The 23,111-nt window shown below is 59.5% G+C and carries 16 protein-coding genes and 1 pseudogene; 11 read left to right on the top strand and 6 right to left on the bottom strand.

The genetic code is table 11. From position 1 onward, the window contains the following. Positions 1 to 36 precede the first annotated feature (36 nt). Positions 37 to 1,233, top strand: a complete 1,197-nt coding sequence (locus tag C5L10_RS22520) for an aminotransferase class V-fold PLP-dependent enzyme (RefSeq protein WP_105431483.1) — start codon at positions 37 to 39, stop codon at positions 1,231 to 1,233. A gap of 29 nt (positions 1,234 to 1,262) precedes the next feature. Next, complete coding sequence (locus C5L10_RS22515) at positions 1,263 to 3,098, top strand: ABC transporter ATP-binding protein (protein WP_105431482.1); 1,836 nt, start codon at positions 1,263 to 1,265, stop codon at positions 3,096 to 3,098. A 25-nt stretch (positions 3,099 to 3,123) separates the two neighbouring features. On the opposite strand, the gene C5L10_RS22510 is transcribed toward C5L10_RS22515, so the two are convergent. The 3 genes from C5L10_RS22510 to C5L10_RS22500 form a co-directional block, all read right to left on the bottom strand. Then, complete coding sequence (locus C5L10_RS22510) at positions 3,124 to 4,677, bottom strand: acetolactate synthase large subunit (protein ID WP_105431481.1); 1,554 nt, start codon at positions 4,675 to 4,677, stop codon at positions 3,124 to 3,126. Positions 4,678 to 4,774: 97 nt separating this feature from the next. After that, a complete protein-coding gene (gene gabT, locus C5L10_RS22505; protein WP_105431480.1) occupies positions 4,775 to 6,082 on the bottom strand; it encodes a 4-aminobutyrate--2-oxoglutarate transaminase in 1,308 nt (435 codons plus the stop codon). 72 nt (positions 6,083 to 6,154) lie between these two features. After that, positions 6,155 to 6,739 (bottom strand): cupin domain-containing protein, encoded by a 585-nt coding sequence (locus tag C5L10_RS22500; RefSeq protein ID WP_105431479.1) that lies wholly within the window; start codon positions 6,737 to 6,739, stop codon positions 6,155 to 6,157. A 602-nt stretch (positions 6,740 to 7,341) separates the two neighbouring features. Here C5L10_RS22500 and C5L10_RS22490 point away from each other — a divergent pair. Then, complete coding sequence (locus C5L10_RS22490) at positions 7,342 to 7,617, top strand: hypothetical protein (protein ID WP_105431477.1); 276 nt, start codon at positions 7,342 to 7,344, stop codon at positions 7,615 to 7,617. 236 nt (positions 7,618 to 7,853) lie between these two features. After that, positions 7,854 to 8,120, top strand: a complete 267-nt coding sequence (locus tag C5L10_RS22485) for a hypothetical protein (protein WP_105431476.1) — start codon at positions 7,854 to 7,856, stop codon at positions 8,118 to 8,120. A gap of 14 nt (positions 8,121 to 8,134) precedes the next feature. On the opposite strand, the gene C5L10_RS22480 is transcribed toward C5L10_RS22485, so the two are convergent. Then, positions 8,135 to 8,668, bottom strand: a complete 534-nt coding sequence (locus C5L10_RS22480; RefSeq protein WP_105431475.1) for a hypothetical protein — start codon at positions 8,666 to 8,668, stop codon at positions 8,135 to 8,137. Next, positions 8,610 to 9,557 carry a response regulator transcription factor gene (locus C5L10_RS22475; protein ID WP_172717120.1) on the bottom strand — a complete coding sequence of 316 codons (948 nt, stop codon included), beginning with the start codon at positions 9,555 to 9,557 and terminating at the stop codon, positions 8,610 to 8,612. The genes C5L10_RS22480 and C5L10_RS22475 overlap by 59 nt, the downstream gene beginning before the upstream one ends. A 502-nt stretch (positions 9,558 to 10,059) precedes the next feature. Between C5L10_RS22475 and C5L10_RS22470 the strand changes: the two genes are divergently transcribed. The 6 genes and pseudogenes from C5L10_RS22470 to C5L10_RS22440 all read left to right on the top strand — a co-directional run. Beyond that, entirely contained in the window at positions 10,060 to 11,703 is a 1,644-nt protein-coding gene (locus C5L10_RS22470) for a hypothetical protein (protein WP_105431473.1), read from the top strand. 123 nt (positions 11,704 to 11,826) lie between these two features. After that, positions 11,827 to 13,860 carry a hypothetical protein gene (locus tag C5L10_RS22465; RefSeq protein ID WP_105431472.1) on the top strand — a complete coding sequence of 678 codons (2,034 nt, stop codon included), beginning with the start codon at positions 11,827 to 11,829 and terminating at the stop codon, positions 13,858 to 13,860. A gap of 11 nt (positions 13,861 to 13,871) precedes the next feature. Then, the gene (locus C5L10_RS22460; RefSeq protein ID WP_105431471.1) at positions 13,872 to 16,013 is read left to right on the top strand and encodes a type I secretion system permease/ATPase; all 2,142 of its coding nucleotides are present in this window, start codon (positions 13,872 to 13,874) and stop codon (positions 16,011 to 16,013) included. Between the two features lie 9 nt (positions 16,014 to 16,022). Beyond that, positions 16,023 to 17,363: an HlyD family type I secretion periplasmic adaptor subunit gene (locus C5L10_RS22455; protein ID WP_105431470.1), complete on the top strand. Its 1,341-nt coding sequence runs from the start codon at positions 16,023 to 16,025 to the stop codon at positions 17,361 to 17,363. Between the two features lie 988 nt (positions 17,364 to 18,351). Continuing rightward, positions 18,352 to 19,437, top strand: coding sequence for an acyltransferase (locus C5L10_RS22445; RefSeq protein WP_105431468.1), 1,086 nt, complete (start codon positions 18,352 to 18,354; stop codon positions 19,435 to 19,437). 75 nt (positions 19,438 to 19,512) lie between these two features. Next, positions 19,513 to 19,626 (top strand): annotated as a pseudogene (locus C5L10_RS22440) (IS5/IS1182 family transposase); the annotation flags it as partial. Positions 19,627 to 19,634: 8 nt separating this feature from the next. Here C5L10_RS22440 and C5L10_RS22435 read toward each other — a convergent pair. Next, complete coding sequence (locus C5L10_RS22435) at positions 19,635 to 21,209, bottom strand: hypothetical protein (protein ID WP_245448117.1); 1,575 nt, start codon at positions 21,207 to 21,209, stop codon at positions 19,635 to 19,637. 291 nt (positions 21,210 to 21,500) lie between these two features. Between C5L10_RS22435 and C5L10_RS22430 the strand changes: the two genes are divergently transcribed. Further along, complete coding sequence (locus tag C5L10_RS22430) at positions 21,501 to 23,075, top strand: O-antigen ligase (protein ID WP_105431466.1); 1,575 nt, start codon at positions 21,501 to 21,503, stop codon at positions 23,073 to 23,075. The last annotated feature ends 36 nt before the right edge of the window (positions 23,076 to 23,111 follow it).

Below are 23,111 nucleotides of genomic sequence, written 5' to 3'. Positions count from 1 at the left end.
GCAATTCGACGTCGGCCGTTAATTTGGAGAATGACAATGTCCGATGATATCCGCACCCAGATCGGCCTTCGCCCGGTCATCAATGTTTCCGGCACGATGACGAGCCTCGGGGCTTCGATCGTGGTTCCGGAGGCGATCGCGGCGATGGCGGCGATCCTGCCGCAATTCGTCGAGATCAACGATCTGCAGCGCAAGGCGAGTGCGATCATCTCCCGGTTGACCGGCGGTGAGGCGGGCTTCGTGACGGCCTCCTGCTCCTCCGGCATCAGTCTCGCAGTCGCTGGCGCGATCACCGGCAACAACCTGCTGGCAATCGAGAAACTGCCCGATACGGCGCCCGACAAGAACGAAGTGCTCGTGCAGATGGGCCATGTGGTGAGCTATGGCGCGCCGGTGGACCAGGCGATCCGGCTCGCCGGCGGCAAGGTCGTGCTGATCGGCCAGGCGACCTCGACGCACCGCTACCACATGGAGAATGCGATCACCGAGAAGACGGCCGCGGCGGTCTATGTCGTCTCGCATCACGTCGTTGACTACGGCCTGCTCAACCTTGTCGAGTTCGTCGAGATTGCCCATGCGAAGGGCGTGCCGGTCATCGTCGACGCGGCCTCGGAATACGACCTCAAGCTCTTCCTTTCGCAGGGCGCGGATATCGTGCTTTATTCCGGCCACAAGTTCCTCGGCGGCCCGACTTCGGGCATCGTTGCCGGCAAAAAGGAACTGGTGCGCAGCGCCTTCCTGCAGAACATGGGCATTGGCCGCGGCATGAAGGTCGGCAAGGAGAGCGTGTTTGGCGTCATGGCCGCGCTGGAAGCCTGGGAGAAGCGCGACCATGCGGGGATCCGCGAACGCGAGACGGGCTATCTGAACCTCTGGAAACAGACGCTCGACGGCCGCCCCGGCGTCACGGCCCTGATCGAGCCGGACCCGACCAGCAATCCGCTTGACCGCATGCGGGTGATCATCTCGGCGCCGGAAGCGCATATCACCGCCTGGGATCTGGCCGCAGCGCTCGGCCGCGGCAATCCGCCGGTCATCGTCCGCGACCATGAGGTGGAGCATCATTATTTCTATCTCGACCCCTGCAACCTGCATCCGGGCCAGGAAACCATCGTCGCTGCCCGCCTGACGGAAGAGCTCGACAAGGCGCGTGCCTCCAACGAGATCATCGCGACGCCGATCGAAGAGCGTAGCCGCCACCGTTTCGACAGCGCGCTTCGCTGGCCGGACTGACTGACAACAACGACAGGAAGGGAACGATCATGGCCATTTCGCAAGCACAAGCCGTCCAGTCCACTCAGCCGGTCCTCTCCGTCGAGAACCTGACCACCTCGTTTAACGTGGACGGCGAGTGGAAGTCGGTCGTGCGTGACGTTTCCTTCACCGTCGCCCCCGGCGAGACCGTGGCGATCGTCGGCGAAAGCGGATCCGGCAAAAGCGTCACTTCGCTCTCGATCATGCGGCTTTTGCAGGAAGGCACGAGCCGCATCGAGGGCAGGATCATGCTCGGCGGGCGCGATCTTCTGGCGCTTCCCGAACACGAGATGCGCAAGGTGCGCGGCAACGACGTCGCGATGATCTTTCAGGAGCCTATGACGAGCCTCAATCCGCTCTTCACCATCGGCGACCAGATTTCCGAGGCGCTGCTTTGCCACAAGGCGATGTCGGCGGCGCAAGCCAAGGCCGAAACCATCCGGCTGCTCGAAAAGGTCCGTATCCCCTCGGCCGCGTCGCGTTTCGACGAATATCCTCACCGTTTCTCGGGCGGCATGCGCCAGCGCGTGATGATCGCCATGGCCTTGGCGTCGAAACCGAAGCTGCTGATCGCCGACGAACCGACCACCGCGCTCGACGTCACGATCCAGGGCCAGATCCTCGATCTCATCAAGCTGCTGCAGGACGAGGAGGGGACGTCGGTCCTATTCATCACCCATGACATGGGCGTCGTCGCCGAAGTCGCCGACCGGACGATCGTCATGTATCGCGGCGAGCAGGTGGAGACGGGCGACACGCCTGATATCTTTCATCGCGGCAAACACCCCTATACGCGGGCGCTGCTGGCCGCGGTGCCGGTGCTCGGTTCGATGCAGAAATATGAGCGGCCGCTGCGCTTTCCCGTCGTCAATACGGCAACCGGGGAATCCGATGTCCAGGTCGAGGTGGCCGATACGGTCGCCGCCAACGACCGGCCCATTCTGGAGGTGAAGAACCTCACCAAGCGCTTCGATATCCATTCCGGCCTGTTCGGTCGTGTGAGCGGCCGTGTGCACGCGGTCGAGAATGTCTCCTTCGATCTGCATGCCGGCGAGACGCTGTCGCTGGTTGGCGAAAGCGGCTGCGGCAAGTCGACGACCGGCCGCGCCATCATGCGGCTGATCGAGCCGGATGCCGGTTCGGTCGTCGTCGAGGGCCGGGACGTGCTGGCGCTCGACAAGCGGGAGATGCGCGAGATACGCAAATCCGTGCAGATGATCTTCCAGGACCCGTTCGCCTCGCTCAATCCGCGCATGACGATCGGCCAGGCGATCGCCGAGCCCTATCTCGAACACAGGATGGGGACGGCGAAACAGGCGAAGGAGGTCGTCGCCGAGATGCTGCGCAAGGTCGGCCTGACGCCTGACATGGTGAGCCGCTATCCGCACGAGTTCTCCGGCGGCCAGCGCCAGCGCATCTGCATCGCCCGGGCGCTTGCGCTCGAGCCGAAGGTGATCGTTGCGGACGAAAGCGTCTCGGCGCTCGACGTGTCGATCAAGGCGCAAGTCATCAACCTGATGCTCGACCTGCAGCAGAGCCTCAACCTCGCATTCCTGTTCATCAGCCATGACATGGCGGTGGTCGAGCGGGTCAGCCATCGCGTCGCGGTCATGTATCTCGGCGAGATCGTCGAGATCGGTCCGCGCGCCTCCGTGTTCGGCAATCCGCAGCATGAATATACGAAGAAACTGATGGCCGCCGTGCCGGTGCCGGACCCCGATCGCCGCCGCGAAAAGCGGGCGGTCGCCAGCGACGAGCTCAAGAGCCCGATCCGCTCCGTCGACTATATAGTCAATCCGCTCGACTATAAGACCGTTTCACCGGGCCATCTGGTTGCGATGTAACGGCTGCAGGCAATCGCTGCGGCAATCAATCGATGACGGCTTCGATCAGGAACGGTCCCTTGCGGCTGAGCGCGCCGTCGAACAGCTTGACGAATTCCTCGATCGTCGTCGCGCGGCCGGCTTCGACGCCGAGGCCCTTGGCGAGCGAGCACCAGTCTAGTTTTGGCGCGTCGAGATCGAGCATCCGCTGGGCGTTGCGGCCGTAGGCATTGACGCCGACATTGGTCATCTCGCCCTGAAGGATGCGGTAGGCGCTGTTGGCGAAGACGATGGTGACGACGTCGAGCTGTTCGCGGGCCTGGGTCCAGAGGCCCTGCACCGTGTACATGCCGCTGCCGTCGGCCTGCATCGCCACCACCTTGCGGTCCGGCGCACCGATCGCAGCGCCTGCAGCCAGCGGAATGCCGATGCCGATGGCGCCGCCGGTGATCGGAAGGTGATCGTGGGGCGGGAGCCCGGGCGCCAGAACCGGATATTGGCCGACGGAGGTCAGGCCCTCGTCGATGATGATTGCGTTTTCCGGTAGCTTGCGGCCGATCGCGAAGCTGATCGCGTCGGGCGTCAGCGCTCCGGTCGGCACCTGGATATCATTCTGGATGAACCGGTTGCGGACGAAGTCCGTATCCGGCTTAATCCCGAGTGCATCGGCAAGCGTCGCCAGCACGTCGGCAAGATCGTGTTCGTGCTCCGCCAGCTGGATGATCTCGCAGGAAGGCGGCAGGGTCGTGCTCGGCTTCCCGGGATAGGCAAAGAAGGTGACTGGGCGTGGCCCGCCGATGCAAATGGCGACCTCGAAATCCTGGAGCGCTTCGAGGGCAAGATCGATCTTGTAGGGCACCGGCCGGACGAGCGCGCGCCCGGCGCCGCGGGCGCTGCGGCCCGAGGACGTTGAGAAAAGCACAGCGCCGGTGGCGGCTGCGATGCGACCGGCGATTTCGGCAGGTTTTTCCCGCAGGGCGCGGCCGGCCAGCATGATCACGACACGCTTGCCGCTGCGCAACGCGGCGACGGAGGCTTTCAGGGCCTCGGGGTCGATCGCCGGCGGGGCAGGAACTGCGGCCGGCGTAAGGGTTTCCGGCAAGACCTCGCCCCAGGCAGCGTCCGCCGGCAGGATCATGGTCGAGACGCCGCGATTGGCAAGCGCCGCCACATAGCCTTCTTCGGTGCAGCGGCGGATGTCGGCTGGGCCGCTCGCGCGTCCGACCCAATGGGACATCGGCCGGGCCAGGCTTTCGATATCGCTGGTCAGCGGTGCATCATATTGAAGGTGATAGGAGGCATGGTCGCCGACGACGTTCAGCATCGGCGTGCGGGCGCGGCGGGCATTGTGGAGGTTGGCCAGACCGTTGGCGAGGCCGGGGCCGAGGTGGAGAAGAGTGGCGGCCGGCTTGTCCGCCATGCGGGCATAACCATCGGCGGCACCCGTCACGACACCTTCCGACAGGCCGAGCACGCAGCGCATGGCCGGCTTGCGGTCGAGGGCTGCGACGAAATGCATCTCCGATGTGCCGGGATTGGCAAAGCAGACGTCGACGCCGTTCACCAGAAGGACGTCACACAGCATATCGGCGCCGTTCATGCGTTTTTCCTTATCTTTGCAGCATGCCCAAAGGCTGCCGCGACCGAGAGAAACCGCGGGCCGCATCGGTCCCGCGGTCAGCGGCGACGAGTGAGGCTCAGGCGGCTGCCGAAGCGGTCGCGTCGGAGAACGCTGCTTCGATCGACGCTTCGAGAATGGCGAGCCCTTCCTCCAGAACTTCCCATTCGATGGTGAGCGGCGGCAGCAAACGGATCACATTGAGCCGTGTTCCGCAAGACAGGAGGATGAGGCCGCGCGCCTCCGCTTCCGCGATGATGCGGTTGGTGAGGACAGGCGACGCGGCCTTCGACTGGCGATCTTCGACCAGCTCGAACGCCACCATGGCGCCGAGGCCGCGCACGTCGCCGATATGCTCCATGCCCTGGCGGGAGGCGATCGCCGTCAGCCGCTCGGTGATCCGGCGGCCGACTTCGGCGGCGCGTTCGCAGAGTTTTTCATCTTCGATGACGTCAAGCACGGCGTTGGCGGCAGCGACGCTCAGCGGATTGCCGGCATAGGTACCGCCCAGCCCGCCGGGATGGGCGGCGTTCATGATCTCGGCCTTGCCGGTGACGGCGGAAAGCGGGAAGCCGCCGGCGAGGCCCTTTGCCATGGTGATCATGTCCGGCTTCACGCCCGCATACTCGAAACCGAACATCCTGCCGGTGCGCGCCATGCCTGCCTGGATTTCGTCGGCGATCAGCACGATGCCGTATTTATCCGCGACTGCGCGAAGGTGTACGAGGAATTCCTTCGGTGCGACGTTGAAGCCGCCTTCGCCCTGGACCGGCTCGACGATGAAGGCCGCAATCCGTTCCGGATCGACATCGGCTGCAAACAGTCGCTCGAGCCCGGTGATCGCTTCTTCGATCGAGAAACCGAGATAGGGGTTGGGGAAGGGCGCATGGTAGATGTCGGCCGGGAAGGGACCGAAATTCTTCTTGTAGGGCATGACCTTGCCGGTCAGCGCCATGCCGAGCAGGGTGCGGCCGTGGAAAGCGCCCGAAAAGGCGATGACGCCGGCGCGGCCGGTATGGGCGCGGGCGATCTTCACGGCATTTTCGACGGCTTCTGCACCCGTGGTCACCAGCATGGTGCGATTTTCGGCGCCGGTCGGCGCCATCGCGTTCAGCCGCTCGGCGAGCCGCACATAACCTTCGTAAGGCGCGACGTGGAAGCAGGTATGGGTGAAATGTTCGGCCTGTTCTGCGACGGCGCGCATCACGGACGGATGCCGATGGCCGGTATTGTTGACCGCGATGCCAGCGGCGAAATCTATGAAGCGCTTGCCGTCGACGTCCCAGAGCTCAGCATTCAGGGCTTTCTGGGCGAAGATGCCCCGGGTTCCGACGCCGCCCGCCACGGCGGCTTTCTGGCGGGACTGCAGATCTGCTGAAACGGTCATGACGATATCCCCTAAGGTCGATGACTCAGCTATAGTCTTGCTCATTATTTTGAGCAAGAGACATTCGGAAAATCAGAGATAGGGCGGCGAGCAGGCCGAGATGACGATCGTCTGCCGGTCCGAGAGGTTGCGGAACCGGTGAGGAATGCGGCTGTCGAAGAGGTAGGCCTCGCCGGCTTTGAGGACGCGGACGTCGTCGCCGACCGTCACTTCCAGCTCGCCCTCGACCACATAGCCACCTTCCGAGGATGCGTGCTGCAGCCGTGTTTCGCCGGTGTCCGCTCGGGGGCCGTAGATCTCGTGGAGAATCTGCAGGTTATGCGCCCGTGCATCGCCGATCTGGCGGAAGATCAGCGTGCCGTCACCGCCTGCAATCGGCGATGCGGCAACCTTTGAAGTCAGGTCGACCAGTTCATGTGCCGAGAAGAACGGGCCTTTCGGCGGGCTGCGTTCCGGCTCGAAAAAATCGCCCATGCCGACGCCGAGGCCGTTCAGGATCTTGCGGAGCGTCGAGACGGACGGGCTGACCTTGTTGGTTTCCACGTTCGATATTTGCGCGTGCGGGACACCCGCCCTTTCGGCGAGCTGACGCTGCGAAAGGCCGGCGGCCGCGCGCATGGCGTTGAGGCGTGCACCGATGTCGAACTTTTCATCCATCTCAAGCGTCCCGGCTGTTCCGGTCGGTTATGCCGTGGATCGGGATCGTGATCAACTGGATGATATTTTGAGCGCGCTCCTCCCGGACTTAGGCGCCATAGTCGAGGGGTCGCGAATCTCGATAGTGCGCCCCCGCCTTAAAGCGGTCTGTTTCCTCCACCGGCCCACTACGCCGATAGGCCTATGGATATAGCTCATTTGGCGCAACTGCCCGCGACTCATGCGCGTGTTATCCTACGATCCTGCGGATCAGAGAGGATTTCGCTCATGTTCAGGTGCAGCGACTGCAAGGACACGGGCTGGGTTTGCGAAGCTCATCCGGCCAAGCCGTATACCGGGACCCGATGCTGCGGCTGTGGCGCGGTCGAAATGCCATGTCCCCGCTGCCTAGCGTTCCACGACCTGGACAAATATCCGGAGGTGGTGGTCTTGCCGACGCTGCCTGAGGTCGAGATCAGCTCGCTCCAAGGTTTCACAGAGCGCTCCGATGTGGTGCAAGCCCGCACCTGAAGGCGGTATTCCCTTGAGAAAGATACTTCCGAATTTTCTGAAAGGAACTTTGCCCATCAATATTTGTTTCCTCCCGCCTGGAGGTGCGATGCATGGCAGTGTTTCTGGTTATATTGGAATTCGAGAAGGTTGAATCATACAATCGGGCGCGGAAAAAGATTCAGACGCTGATAACCTGCAAGTTATCCGGAACTGCATGGCTGGTAGAATTCGACGGAGATGCTTCAGAGCTGCAGCGATATCTTCAGGAAATAATCCTCCAAAATGACAGCTTATTTATTTCGGCGTTGAACCATGATTGGGCGAGCGTCAATATGCATGCGGCAAGGCGATGGCTTACGGAAAGGCACGCGATTGAACCTAAGTGATCACCTGCAAAGCCGGTGGGTTGCGAAGGTTTAAAGCCCTATTTCCACGGTGGACTACCAATTCCCGATTGACCGGGACGATGAGTAATTTATATATCTGCTAATGTTCTGATTGAGCCTAATCGCAGATCGGGAGATGTGGGAGTAGACGCTGGGAGGTTGTCGGCGCCGCTTCTGCCACGGTTGGATTCGCAGTTTCAAGTGGCCGCCACGCTATCCCCGGGAGGTTGGGTTCCATGGTGAGATATTTCCTGAATGTCGATCTGAAAGACGGTTTTATTCCCGATACCGAAGGCCTCGACTTCCTCGATATCGAGAGAGCCACGGCCGAAGTGATCTCCGGAATGAGAGACATTGTCGTCGAGCATATTCAGCAGGGTGAAGCCCTGGCTTTGCAGGCGATTTCCATCACCGACGATGCCGGCCATCTCATATCGATCGTCACGCTGGCCGATGCGCTCAACGGCTTCCTGCCCGGCATAGCGGTATCGGGCCTCGGGTAAGGCCTTGCTGAGCTTTAGGTGGGGAAGCCGTAACGTTCGGTGATGTCCCAGAACATCTTGTTGATCGCGACGAGCGAATTGATGCTTTCACGGATCCGGCCGATCTCGCGCGCGTCGAGTTCCTCGATCTTTCCGTATTTGATCTCGTCCCTGCTTTCGAAGATCCGCATCGATTGCGTGACGTTGCGACCGCTGTCGGGATCGAAAGAATAAATGCAGTGATTGTATTTGTTGCGAAGCTTGGCTTCGTCAGAAAGACGGCGAGTGGTCTCCAGGATTTCCTTGCGGCAGGCCGGCGCGGTCTTGCGCATCTTGGTCAGCCGTTCCACGAGATCGACCCGGGCCCGGGTCGTATTCAAGGTCAGGAAGATGACGATCGCCGTTTCCTTGTCCACCTTGGCAAGGCCTGCGATCATGTGGATCAGCAGGCTTTCGGTATTGGTCCAGGTATAGTTCAGCTGTCCGATCAGGAGCAGGATGTCCTGGAGCCTAGTACTTGTCGCCTGAGATGGAGCGGCCGTCCTGACCGCGGTTCGTGTCGCCTGCATTGTCGGTCGTATCCTTGCGTCTATATTCGAAATAGAGAGCGACGACTTCCGTTCTGTTATGCACGCCGAGTTTGGTGATGATGTTGTGGATATGAATCTTCACGGTATGTTCGGATAGACCCAGCGCGGCCGCGATGATCTTGTTCTGATTGCCCATGGCCATCCTGACAAGAATTTCGTTCTCGCGTTTTGTCAGCTTTTCGATCGCCGGCTTGCCGGCTTGATAAAAGGCTGGCTTGAGATCCGCCGGCTCTTCCCCTTCGAGAGGTGCACTTCTCTGTGTCCGATAACCTGTCGAAGGGAAATATGTGCCGCCCTTCAATATGATCCGCAGGCCTGACAGGAAGACGTCGAGATTGACGTTGAACGGCAGGATACCCTGGACGATGTCGAGCTCTTTCGCCCTTCGATGATCGGAGGCTATCTCGCCATCGTCGGTCCCCATCAACGCAAGGGTCGCAGCAGGATGGTGCCTGGCGAGCTCCGGCCAGTACTCGGCGAGAGCAGAGGCAAGGCGGACGTCCGCCAGCACGAGCTGGACCGGATTGTCGAATTCCACCGACGCCAGTTTCAGGTCGGGGACCGTCCTAACGGAGAGCCATGGAAACTCGCTTTCGATGGCCGCCGTCATTGCGGTGGAGATTGTCCCGGGTGAGCAGATGAAGAGGAGTGTCCGGATCGCATTCATTCTCTTCAAGGCGTTTGTTGCCAGATCCAAGCCGGCATGTTGCGAAATACCATGCGGAATTTGCATGGAAACGTCCCCCTCCCGTCGTTGATCGAAAGTACACGCAAAGTGGTGCTCCGAAGTCTTATTAGGGAACGGTAAACCAAGAGCCGGATGCTGGGAATAGACCGAAGGATTTATGAAATAGATCGAATCGGCCACGGATTAGAGCCTTCAAGGTCGTTTCCAGGGGAACGGACCATGATCAGGCAACGTTTCCTCCTGTTGTGAATGAGTTGCTGCATACATAAGGGTAGTTTTGCGCCGATATGGTATACGTCTTCTTGGTTAGACCGTTTAGCCCATCTAACTATGCTCACATAGTATTCATCAGGTTGCGCTAGATCGAAATATCACCTTATTTCTTCTGCTCATTCAGGACACAGTGCTCCCATCCCGAAGCACTGGAAGAACGAGCGCTGAAGAATGCTCGTCGGTGCAAAATGTAGTGAGTATGCGAACCACGCGCCGCTCATTCCAAGTCTCTCGGGAAACGTAGGGGAGAGGAAAAAAATCAGACATCACGAGAGAAAGACCGGCGAACGGTCGCGTTGACGCGCGCCTTGTCGCCAGAGGCAAATGACTCATTTCAACCGCGACGAGCAAAGACCCCCAAAAAGATGAATGGCGGTCACGCTGTCGCAGTCATTAAGAGGACTGTGTGATGGTAGATAAACGCAGCGTGTTCGACACCTTGGTCGACGATCCTGATAGCCAGGAGCAGCAGCAGCAACAGCAGGAACAGCAGCAGCAGCAACAACAACAGGCCAGCGACCAAAGCCAGAGCCAGACGAGCGATTCGACGAACCTCAACGGCAACGGGAATGGTAACGGCAACCTGAACCTCAACGGTAACGGCAGCCTGAACCTCAATGGCAACGGTAACTTCAACGCAAACGTCAACGAGACCACTGTCACGGTCGATGTCGGTGTCAACCTTGAAGAATACCTGCCGTCGGACGACGACTTTGCAGACATCGATATGACGGACAGTTCCATCGACGGGATGTTCAACATCCGCATCGATGATGTGCTCAATGACTCGCTTAACGGCGAAGGCAATGATGTCGGCAATGTCTTCAGCCAGGTCGCCAACCTCCAGGACAACGACAAGCTCGAAAGCGCCAGCGTCAGCAATGACGGCTCGTTCGAAATGAATCCTACCGCCGAGGGTGGTTTTGCGATCGCCTCCGAAGGGATCAATGCCGGCGGCGGCGGCGGTGACGGCGGAAGCAACGCGGATGCCGACGGCGGTGACGGCGGCAACGGAGGCACGGCGCTCGGCGGGTTCGCACTTGGCGGCGACGGCCTCGGTGGCCTGGCCGCAAGCGCTGCAATTGGCGGTGAAGGCGACGGCGGCGATGCCGACGGCGGCGACGGCGACAGCGACGCCGACAGCGGCGATGCCAGCGGTGGCAACGGCACTGGCGGCGATGGCGGGCGTGGCGGCGACGGCCTCGGTCTGGGTCTTGGCCTGGGTCTCGGCCTTGGCGCAGGGCTTGCATTTGCCGGTGACGGCGATAGCGGCGGCAGCAACACTGCCGGCGACGGTGGCGACGCCGGCGACGCGGATGGCGGCGACGCCGACGAAGGCGGTGACGGTGGCGATTCCGAAGGCGGCGATGCGGGAGCTCTCGTCGGCGGAAGCCTCGGCTTCATCAACCCGATCTTCGTTGAAAACGACGGCGGCGACGGCGAAGACGCCGGTAACGGCGGAGATAGCGAAGGCGGCGACGGCGACTCCGAAGGTGGCAGTGGCGGCGAAGCTTCGGATGCCGGTAATGGCGGTGATGGCGGCGGTGCCCTTGGTGCCGGTCTCGGTGCCGGCTTCGGCGCCGGTCTTGGTGCCGGTTTGGGCGGTGACGGCGCAGCCGGCGGTAGCGGTACCGGTGGCACAGCGGCAACCGGTGCGGCAACCAGCGGTGATGCTACCGGTGGTGACGCAACATCCGGGGCTGGCGAAGGCGGCGGGGCACTCAGTGGCGCATGGGCCGATGGTACCGGCGGCGGAGCCGTCGGTGGATGGGCATTCGGCGGAGCCGGCGCAGCCGGCGGCGCAGGTGGCTGGGCCACCACCGGTGACGGCGCAGCCGGCGGCGATGGCGGTACCTGGGGCTCGAGCAACGGTGACGATGGTTTCGTGACCGGGACGAGTTCAGCATCGTCCGATGCCGTCATCGAAACTCACGCCTTCAACCAGGAAATCGTGATGGGCGCGAACCTGCAGCAGAACGCGATCGATATGACGATCGTCGGCGGGAACCTTTCCAGCACGGTGGCCGGCGACGACACCGAAGATGGCGTCTAAGCGACACAGCTCCCTGCTTTAGGCAGAGACTTCACGTCGTGGACTGCGCAGACACCCTGCGCAGTCCCTCATTCCGAACGACCTGTGATGTGATGCAGGCATGCCAATACAAAGGCAGCGGTCATGACGACGATGGACACAATCACCGAGGAAATCGCTCATTTCATCGGCCTCTTCCACACGAACGTCGAGGATGCGCGCCTGCGGGATAGTTACCAGGACTTCTCGCTCGACACGCCCGAACAATTCATCCCGACATCAGCGGTGATCCGCTCCAATTTCGAGGCGCCTTACGATCTGCTCGGCTTCGATCCGGGCGTGGTCTACAGGGCGCCTGCCAGTTTCACACCGATCTGGCATCCCCATTTCGTGGGCCGATACGATCATCCGCCGATTCCCACGATGGAAACCAAGACGTTTTACGGTCGGCACGAGATGCCGCAGTACGAGTACCCGTTCTACGCAAGCGGCAAATCCTTCACCTGGGAGATACAGCCTCCCGGCTCGGTTGCGAACTTCATCGTTCAGGTCGCGTCGCTTTCCGACAACGACAGCTTCGGCGTCGGTGGACATGGCCTGACGTTCAATCCCACGCCGGTCGATAACGGCGAGCTGCTGCAGACGGCCAAGGATGCCCTTGCGGATGCCCCTATCGGCGATCTCGAAATGCCGAAGTCCTCGGACGACCTTATCCAGATCATCGAGACCGTTGCCAGCCAGCTGGAGGCCCTTGCGGCCGAGTCCGACGGACCCATGGAGCCTTTTTTCTATCAGTCCACCACGATCGTGGGCACTCACGTCAACGGCGTGCTCGTCGATGAGGCACCGAAGCTGGAGGACCATCATTCCTTCAGTGAGGACGAAGATGAAGCAGATGATGCCGCCGACGCTGGTGATGAAGCCGATGCGGAGGATGATGCTCAGCCATCCAACGTCCACGTCTATGCGGATGGATCGGTCGAGGTGGAAGCCTCGGTCGAATTGGTCGGCGGCAACAATACCGTCGTCAATGATGCTGTTCTCAAGAATATCTGGACCGGCGCGACTGTAACCGCGGTCGCTGGCAATCACTTCGAGATCAACGCAGTCATCCAGGTGAACGTCATCCAGAATACGGACGCGATCACCTCGGCCATCAGCGGCTGGACGAACGATGGCGCGCCGGATGAAATATTCAATATTGCGACATTCCAGAGGGTCGATCCGCTGGAGGGCGGCAACGCTCCGGCAAATGCCGGCGGCGGTTATCCCGCAAGCTGGGCGGTCACAGAGATCCATGGCGATCTGCTGATCGCCAACTGGCTGGAACAGTACATTTTCATGTCCGACAACGACATCGGCATCCTGTCGTCTTCCGGCGCCACGACCAGGGTCATCGCCGGCGACAATACCGGCGTCAACCAGGTCTCGATCTACGAGCTCAGCCAGGCCTATGATCTGATCCTGATTGGCGGCAATCTGTACGATGCCAATATCATCCATCAGACGAACATATTGTTCGATAACGACGTCGTCGGGGTGGTTACGGGTTTCGGGACGACCGGCGAGGGCACGATATCCAGTGGCGGAAATCTGCTCTGGAACCAAGCTCATATCTACAATATCGGCGGCGCCGACCGCTTTAGCACTCTGCCTTCGGCCTATCTGGATGCGGCCAACGATTTTGCCGCCGGCGGAAGAGATATTTCCCAGGGCATTCTGACCGACCCGGCGTTTGCGGGAACAGGCGGACTGCGCGTTCTTTATATCAGCGGTGACTTGCTGAATATCCAGTATATCAGCCAGACCAACATCGTCGGCGACAGCGACCAGATCGCCTTGGCGCTGAATGCCCTCAATCCCCACGCGGACGCAACGTGGTCGATCTCGACCGGGGGAAATGCGCTCATCAACAACGCGGCGATCGCCGACCTGGATTCTCTCGGCATTACCTATGTGGGCGGCGAGCAATACTCCCAGGAAACACTTTTTCAATCGGGATTGATTTCGAGCAGTCCGGAATGGGCCGCGCACGATCCCGACGCACTGGTCAACGAAGCGGTGGCATTTCTCGACGATTCCATGCTGGAAGCCGATCCGACCGAGCTCGGCTTCGGCGTGCCTGTAGATCCCGACGGCCAGTATCAGGATGACGGACTACAGCATGTGCTCGGATAATGGGGGGAAACATGTCGGATGTCCAAAAAAGGGCCGATCTGGCCCACGATCACGATGAAAGTCAGCAACTTGCCGGTGAGGATATCTATGAAAAATTGGAGCGCGCTGTGGACGAATGCCTGAAACTGTCACCCGGTGGCGCAGCCCCTTCAGCAACGATATCCAGACTGGAACCCAGAAACGCATCGCAGAACCCATCCCGGCTGAATGAAAACTCCTCTGGAGCCGATATTCTGCCCATGCCTGCCAGTGACAGGATCATTGAAGTCGAGCCGAAGCCCACTGTGCGGGAAGCGACGGAGGCAAAGGCGCCGGAAGGCATGATCACGATCGATGCCGACACGGGACCCTTGCGGAGCGAAGCAAAGGTCTTCGGAAAATCGCCGTCGACCGGCGGCGGCCGCGGCGGCGATGGAACGTTTCACAAGCGTCTCGCCCCCGTCGACTTCTCGGCTAGCCTGAGGGCCGGCGTCAACGCCGTGCGGCGGAACCTAGCGGTCGTCATGCTGTTCACCATCGCCAGCAATATCCTGGTGCTTGCGATCCCGATCTACCTGTTCCAGATATCGGACCGGGTGCTGACCAGCCGCTCTCTCGACACCCTGATGATGTTGACGATCGTGATCGTCGGTGCCGTCATCCTGCAGGCTGCTTTCGATGCGCTTCGGCGGTTCATCCTGATGCGGACCGCGGTGGAAATCGCGGCGCAGCTCGGGGCCCCGATCCTGAGCGCGGCCGCCCGCGCCTCGCTTCAAAGCAATGGCCGCGAATATCAGGTGCTCGGCGATCTTCAACAGGTCCGTTCGTTCCTCGTTTCCAGGACCTTGCTCTCATTCCTCGACGCGCCGATAGCCCCTCTCTTCGTGGTGGCGGTCTTCCTCATCCATCCGCATCTGGGCCTGATCGTAGTCCTGACAGCCCTCATGCTGCTTGTTTTCACCCAGATCAACCAGCGCATGACGGCCGAGCCGTTTGCCGAAGCCAATACGGCGCAGATAAAGGCCAATCTTCATCTGGAATCGATGTCGCGTAATTCGCAGATTATTAATGCGCTCGCCATGATCCCCGAGACGGTACAGATCTGGGGTAAGGATACCGCCTCTTCGCTGAAGTCGCAGGTGATTGCCCAGGACCGGAATATCACCATCGCGGCCATATCCAAGGCCTGCCGTCTTCTGACGCAGATCGCGATGCTCGGCTGGGGCGCCTACCTGTCGATCGAAGGGCAGATCACCGGAGGCATGGTGATTGCGGCGTCCATCATTGCGGGTCGCGCGCTGGCGCCGATCGAAGGCGCCATCGAAGGATGGAGCCAATACAGCCAGTCCCGTGCGGCCTACGGGCGAATAACGGCGCTCCTGAAGTCCTCGCCCTTGAATTTCGACCGCCTGAACCTGCCGAAGCCTGAGGGGCGCCTGGATGTCGAACGCCTCCTTTACGTGCCGCAGGGAACCAAGCGTGTCGTGCTGAACGGCGTTTCATTTGCCCTGCAGCCCGGAGATTCGCTCGCGATCATCGGCAATTCCGGCGCCGGCAAGACCACTCTTGGAAAAATGCTTGTCGGATCGATCCTGCCGACCTCGGGCAGCGTTCGTCTGGATCTGATGGACCTGAGGAACTGGGACCAACGGCAGTTCGGCGAAAACATAGGCTACCTGCCGCAGGACGTGCAGCTCTTCCCGGGCACGATCAAAGCCAATATCGCCCGCATGCGGCAGGATGCGGACGACGAGCAGATTTACCGAGCCGCGATGCTGGCCGATGTTCATGAGATGATCGCCAGCCTGCCCCACGGATACGAAACCGTGGTCGCGGCGGACGGCTCTCCCCTTTCGGGCGGCCAGAAGCAGCGTATCGCGCTCGCCCGGGCATTCTTCGGCGATCCGAGGATGGTGGTGTTGGACGAGCCGAATTCCAATCTCGACAATGCGGGTGATGCGGCGCTGCTCCATGCACTTCAGCATGCCAAGGAACACAAGATCACCGTCGCGACGATCACGCAACGTCCGGCCCTCCTCAGCAACGTCGACAAGGTTCTTCTGCTGGTAAACGGCACCGTCGCGCTGTTCGGGATGCGGGCGGATGTGCTGAAGGCCATCGAGGCCCGCGGCATCGATATCAATACCGGTTCATTCGGCCATCTGTTGCAATAGGGGTTACGCATGTCTGCTGTTGCCAAGGTACACGATCTCGAATGGTACTCGGAAGTTCCCCGGTCAGTCTGGAAACAGACCGTGACCGGTCTGGCGCTGACGGCCATAGCGTTTGGCGGTTTCGGCACCTGGGCTGCGACGGCTCCGCTTGCGGCGGCCGTCATCGCCCAGGGCAGTTTCGTCGCAACCGGCCGCAACAAGATCGTGCAGCATTTCGAGGGCGGCATCATCCGGGAGCTGCTGGTCAGCGAGGGCGACCAGGTTGTCGAGAACCAGCCGGTGGTCAGGCTTGAGGAGACTGCATCGCAGGCCAAGAAACGGGAATTTTTCCTCAGACGTGTCAGGCTGGAAGCAACGGCCGCCCGGCTTACCGCTCAGTCCGAGGCCGCAGACTCCATGACGATTTCGTCATACCTGAACGATTTCAGGGATGATCCGGATGTTTCCGCGATCATCCTCACCCAACAGCTCAACTTCAAGGCCCAGCGCATGAAGCTGGCGACCGAGCTTTCACTGCTGAAGCAGAACATGAAAGCATTGGAGTTCCGCAGCGAAGGTTACACCCGGCACCGCGAGGCCATGTCTCGCCAGCTTGCGATGCTCAAGGAGGAATACGATATCAAGCGGGTTCTGTTGACCAAGGGATTGCTGCGGGCAACCGAGGTCAGAGCGCTTCAGCGGGCGATCGCCGATGCCGAAGGGCAGATCGGCCGGCTGGAGGCGGAGGTATCGGAAACCGGGGCCCAGCTCCTGAAGGGGCAGCAGGAGATCATGCGGGCCGAGGAGACATATCGGGAGGAAGCGCTCGACCGCCTGCAATCGATCCAGGGCGAGCGTGATACTTCGCGTGAACAATCCCGCGAAGCCGACGACGTTCTGCGCCGCGCGACGATCCTTGCTCCGGTGTCAGGCACCGTCGTGCGGACATACTACCATACGACCGGTGGCGTTATCGAAAGCGGCAAGGGGATCATGGAGATTCTGCCTGCCGGCGTACCGTTGATCATCGAGGCAAAGGTGCCTCGCAACGAGATCGACAGCGTCAAAGTCGGCCAGAAAGCCACGGTCCGCCTCATCGCATTGAACCAGCGCACGACCCCGGTCCTGGAGGGCGAGGTGTTCTATGTCTCGGCGGATGCAATGGAGGATAGCCGGGCGGGCCTCACAAACCACGACGTCTATGTCGCGCGCATCAATATCTCGTCCGACGAGATCGCCCGCATCAAGGGGTTTACTCCGCAACCCGGCATGCCGGCGGAAATCATGATCCAGACTGCGGTCAGAACGTTCTTCAGCTATCTGGTCAAGCCGATTGTGGACAGCATGTCGAGGGCGTTCACCGAGCGCTGATAAGCCCCATCTGCTCGAGCCTACGCCAGGGGGCTACCTCTTAAGGCGTAGGCTCGCCGCTGTCTTCAACGCGTCCCCGCGAAGCCATTCGCCTTTACAGGCTTCCAGCCTGCGCTCCGGAGATGGGCGGCGGGCTGGCTTTCCTCGCTTGCTCCCTAAAAGAAACCCTCGCCGATGAAACAGCGAGGGCGTCCGCAAGACGGGAAATACTCGAGGCTGACAGGACGCCTCGAACAACATAACACCACGAGCGTTGACAAATGTCAGGTTCACCAAAAGGAGAAGGCCCGACCGTTTTTCCCGTTCGAGCCTTCAGCAGTCTGTTTGGCAGAAGTATTATTCCTTTATCTGCAAGAGACATCAACTCAATCAAAAGGATTAGGTTCTCTCAAACGTTGCAGGTAGAACAAGATTTAATAATCACAGGTTGTTTTCTATCTTTTCACACGCAGTTTTGCGGGATGTACACAAACCGGACGTCAGTTCATTTGTCATTTGGTTGGCTAAATTAGGTGTCTGAAAATTACACTTGAGGTGTGGCCTGATTGCAATATCGCCGATCTATGATTGTGTTATTTTATAGTGCGGACTTGAGCAGAACGCCTCGGGTTTCGGCGTAGTAGACTGACCGGTTGCCCCCTAGGCAGCCGGTCAGTGTTTGATCCATGCTTTCATCGGAATGCCGTCGGTGCCGTGCCAGGAAAGCGTGATATTCCGGCCCGTGAGCCATAAGGCCGATCGCGTCGACAAAGATCTGGCGATTGCGTCTGTTGATCTTCTTTCCAGGATCGTAGTCTCCGACGCCACCGCTCCCACCGGCTCTGCGAACCACACCATCCTCGGCCAGACAGATGCTTAGCCTTATGGCCGAGTTGACGCGGCCGCAGCCGCCAAGAGGCGCTGTTCCAGCCCCCTAATTGGGAATGGGTGCTTATCTACCAGCCCCCGGAAGTTGCTGTTAGGTTCTGTCGCAGCAAGGGGGCGCGAGATGAACAGGCTGGGCGGGCGTTTTACGGTGGTCGACGCACTGCGCGGCGTGGCAGCGATGGGAGTTGTCGTTTATCATGCCGTTTCGGCGGGCCACGTAAAACGCCTCCTGGAAATCTTCCCTGCCTGGGTTGAGACGGCGTTGTTGAACGGCGGGCTGGGCGTTGCGGTATTCTTCGTACTCAGCGGTTTCGTCATCGCCCATTCGCTCTACGACAAACCGATGTCCCTTCCGGAATTCGGGCGTTTCACCCTGAGGCGATCACTTCGACTGGATCCGGCATATTGGGCTTCCATCGCGGTGACCATCGCCTTTGCTGCGCTGTCGTCATATCTGGTCTCCGGAAAGCAGATGCCCGACCTCACCGCTGCCCAGATCGTTTCTCACCTCTTCTATCTACAGGACCTGCTGGAGTTTCCCGCGATCAGTACTGTGTACTGGACGCTCTGTCTCGAAATCCAGTTCTACCTCGTCTACGCGCTGCTGATGAGCATGCGCGGTTCCAGGACGGCTTTGGTCGTCGCAGCGTGCGTCGTCAGCCTTTTCTGGCCGCTTGGCTTCGGCCCGGACGTGTGGCCGGGGCTCTTCCTGCCGCTTTGGTATGGCTTTCTTCTCGGCGTGATGGCCTATTGGGCATGGCGGGCGCCGAAACTGGTGCCGTTTTTCGGAGCCTATGCCGGGATAATCTTTCTAGCCGGCGTCTCCGCGGGAAATGCCTTTGGCGTGGTCTGCTCGGCCGCCGCATTCGTTCTTTTCGGTTCGGCTATGTCCGGGCGGATCAGTACCGGGCTGAACTGGCGATGGCTGCAGTTCCTGGGGCTGATCTCCTACTCGCTCTACCTGACCCATAACCTGGCTATCGGCGCGGTGTTTCGGGTAGCCGCGATGGTCGGAGCCGTCTCGCCGCTGGAGGTCCTCATTTGGTGGGTCGTGTCGCTGCTCTGCTGCGTTGCCTTTGCCGCTATGTTCTGGTTGCTGATAGAGCGGCCCAGCATGGAGTTGTCGAAGCGGTTCGGCCAGCGCAAGGACCCAGATTTGCCTCCGCCGAACGTCACTCCTCTCGCCGTTCGGCATCTGCCGCAATGATGTCGTGCCGCGCATCCACGTCGGAAGCGACCTGGCCGGCTTCGCGATGATGAAACAGGAAGATCTAGATCAGGGAGGCAATTCGCATGGCTAGGCGGATGCCGAAGATTGGCGAAGGACGTCGAGAAATCCGTTGCCTCAGCCGAGGCGTGGATCGCTCATATGCGCCGCATCACGAGACGGCCGGCAGGAGACTGCTATTGCGCAATCCTTACGGAGCCCGATTCTGATTGGAGCTCCCTTCGCATGAGGATTTTCTCTATTGCCAGCCACTTGGGATTGCTGTCGCTCTCATTTTCCAACAGCCCCCAACTGCCCCATTTGCTCGCATCCGTCATCGAAGAATATAGGGCATAAGCATCTCCACCGGATCGCTGCCAGATATTCAGATGGAGAAGATAGAGTTCACCCATTCGTCTGTCACGATTTGCCGCTATGAAGAGGTTCGTCATCCTCTCGTTGTTTTCCGCACCACTATGTCCGACGAGATGTTGTCCGCCTTCATAGGCGTAAAGCTTGACGCCATATTTCCTTGCAACGGAAGCCTGCGTCTCGATCATCTTCCGATTGTCGTTTAATACCTCGCGCTCAAGTTCCGTGAACAACTGGGCCAAAGGCCATCTGGAAACCTGTTCGGTTCGCTCAGGCGACCCGAGACCGCCGCCGAAATAGGGCGCGATGGCAAGGACGTCCGCATGCGCCCGCACGCCCTTCCACGATAGTATCGTTTCACTGGTCCAATCATTTACGGATTGAGCGGCATAAATCCCAACGATCCTTTGCGCCTGTCCGCGAAATACGTCTTTCCAGATGGCAAGAATTTCCGTTGTCCGCTGGGCGTAATAGCGGAGTTGGGCTTCGAACTCGTTGCTCGACAGCCCCAGCGCGAGCCCCTTTTCCTTCGCATACTCTGCCTGGCCGAAGCCGGAATTCCAGACTTCGTTGGAATACTCCACATTCACCACCAGGTTTCCGTCCAGGCCGTCTTTCACCTGCTGTGCAAACCGGCGGATGTAATCGTCATCGGCTTGGTGAGGCATGTTGAACCAAGGGTCGATTTGTAGCTCGTTACTCAGTTCGATCATGTACTCGAGCGGCGTTCCGGCATCGGATTTACCGAAGTAGCCCACACGCGGCCGATCATCCCAGCTGCGGACCGTCGAGTTATTGGTAGCCATCCAGTCCATGAAGCGCAGCGTAGACATGTGCTTCAACCGCTTGAGGAAGGGCTCGCGAAATCGTTGTGTCGGCCTTTTGCCTCGTTCGTAGACACGGATGTTGCGGACCGGGTCGGAGGGATCGGTTTCCATCATGATTGTGGTGAAGGCCGCGTCCTTGCGAAGATTACGCACGTCATCGCGTCCAGGCAAACGCGCCTCCAGTTCGGCGCCTTCGCGATATCCGAGTTTTCCCTTGCCGTCATAATAAACCGAGAGATTTACAGGTAGATTTCTCCGTTCACGAGAGAAAATCAGGAAACTCTCCATCGTAGAGTTCGCCGGGACGTTCAACGGGTAGCCATCCGGCGTCATCGGCGGCAACGGCGTGTCCCATGTGAAGGGCGCGCCTTTGATCTGCACACGCCAGCGCGAGGCGTTATAGCCCAGGTCGGAGAAAACCTGCTCGGTCGCCCAATAATTCATCGGGCTTAGATTCACGCCCAAACGGCTTGGATAATCCTCTCTGGCCGAGGCTTGCCCAGACGAGAAGCCGTTGAAAGGTTCGGTGGCTGCAAGACCTGCCAGCATTTGAAGAAGCGTTCGGCGGTTCACGGCAGATGTCCTCCGTATTGCCCGGATATCTATTGCAGTGCTTGTCGCGGAACGTGGCCGTCCACTGCCAATGACGAGATAATACAAGGCGCCCGCAAGCAAGGTGCGCATTAGTCGTATGCCGCCTCCAAAGTTAGTAGCTGGAAATCCCTTTTACCGTGTGGTGACCTGCAACCGAATGAGTAGCATTTCAGCCTAGCGGGATACCTTGCTCAATAGCGGCAGGTGGCGGGGAAAATATACAATATGCAGGCGTTCCTCAGAACATTGCGGCAAGGCAAGAGACGTTAGATGCCAGAATTCCTGCGCTCTCTTGTCTATGTATTGATAGTCACCGCTCCTGCTCTTTATGTCGGCGGGAAGATAGCGGTGCCGATAATCGGCTTGGCCGAGTTCCGTCTTTGGCGAAATTGCTGGCTGCTGGCGACCGTCATCACCTTTCTATCCAGGGGGTTTTTTGACTTTGCTGTCGCACTGGCTTTCGTGAGCTTCTATGTTCACCGATACTCCAGGCAGCCGGCGTTTTTCTATATAGTCCTGATGTTTGTTGCACCCTGCGTGCCTATCCCCAGCGGCATACCCGGTATCTTCAACAAGATCATTGAGCTCGATCCTCCTCGTTGGCTGGCAATTACAATTCTCCTGCCGGTTGCGGTCAGGTTATTGAGGGACCGAGGCACTCGGGAATTTCGGGGCTTGGATGTTCTTGTGGTTGTCTTCGTGGCGTATACCTCGCTGCTTTCCGTAAGATTGGGAGATTTCAATTCGATTCTTCGGGTCCTGGCCGGCAATTTTCTCGATATCTGCCTTCCTTATTTTGTCTTCAGCCGCGTGATCCGCTCCAGTCTTGATATGAACAAAGCGCTCCTCGCCTTTGTAGTCGGCGTGTTGCCCCTGAGCGCCATCGGGGTTCTGGAGATATCGAAAAGCTGGCGGGTCTATTATGTCGTCGTGCAGGAATGGGATGTGTTTCTCATAACCGCCTATCTATTTCGAGACGGGCTCTTGCGTGCTTCAACCACGTCTATCGAAGCGATCGCGTTCGGCTTCGTCTGCATGACAGGGGCCGGTTGTCTCCTGGCTCTCCGAAGCCCAGTCCCGCTGGGTACCTGGCGTTATGCGGCGCTAGGCATACTGGTGCTCGGGCTGCTTTCGAGCGTGTCACGAGGCCCGTGGCTGGGCTTTGCATTCTGCATCTTGTTCTTGACCATAACCAGCCCGAAGAGGTCTTTCAGACTTGCCCTTGCGGGTTTGCCCGGGGTGGTTGCCTTGCTGTTCCTGCATCCCCCATTTCTTGACCGCTTCGTAAACTTGCTTCCGTTTGTCGGATCGGCAGACAAGGGTAGCGAAACTTACAGATCCAGCCTTTTCGAAAATTCCTTGATAGTCATCCAACGTTATCCGCTGTTTGGTTCGGATTCATTCCTGAAGGAACCAGAGATGCAGACCATGATACAGGGGCAAGGCATCATTGATATAGTAAATACTTATTTGCAGGTCGCGCTATATTACGGATTGGTCGGTCTTGTTTTGTTTGTATTGTATTTCGTCTTTATTTCGTCGGCGCTGGCTCGTAAATCGTTCGGGGATAACTCGGATTCGTTGAACTACAAAGCAGTTTTGGGCATCCTGGTCGCGATGCTCCTGGTGATTATTACAACCAGCAGCGTCTCTGTCATACCCTATATATATTGGACTTTTTCCGCCATGTGCGCCGCAATTCTTGCTCCGAACTTCGCCGGCAACCGGGAAAATCTTCCGCTGCAGGTCACGAGACGTCTGAAGGTCCTTGGCTTGAACCCGTTGGCCAGCCAAAGTTCTCCGGAGGATGGTAGAAAGAAGATGCGAGTGTTGGGCATGCACTGAAGGGACGCAAGCTGTGAACCTTCGACACATATTGAT

Origin of the sequence: Neorhizobium sp. T6_25 (assembly GCF_002968555.1) — a bacterium.
Classification (GTDB): Bacteria; Pseudomonadota; Alphaproteobacteria; order Rhizobiales; family Rhizobiaceae; genus Neorhizobium.
Note: the sequence above shows the minus strand (reverse complement) of the source record. Positions and strands in the feature narration are given on the sequence as shown.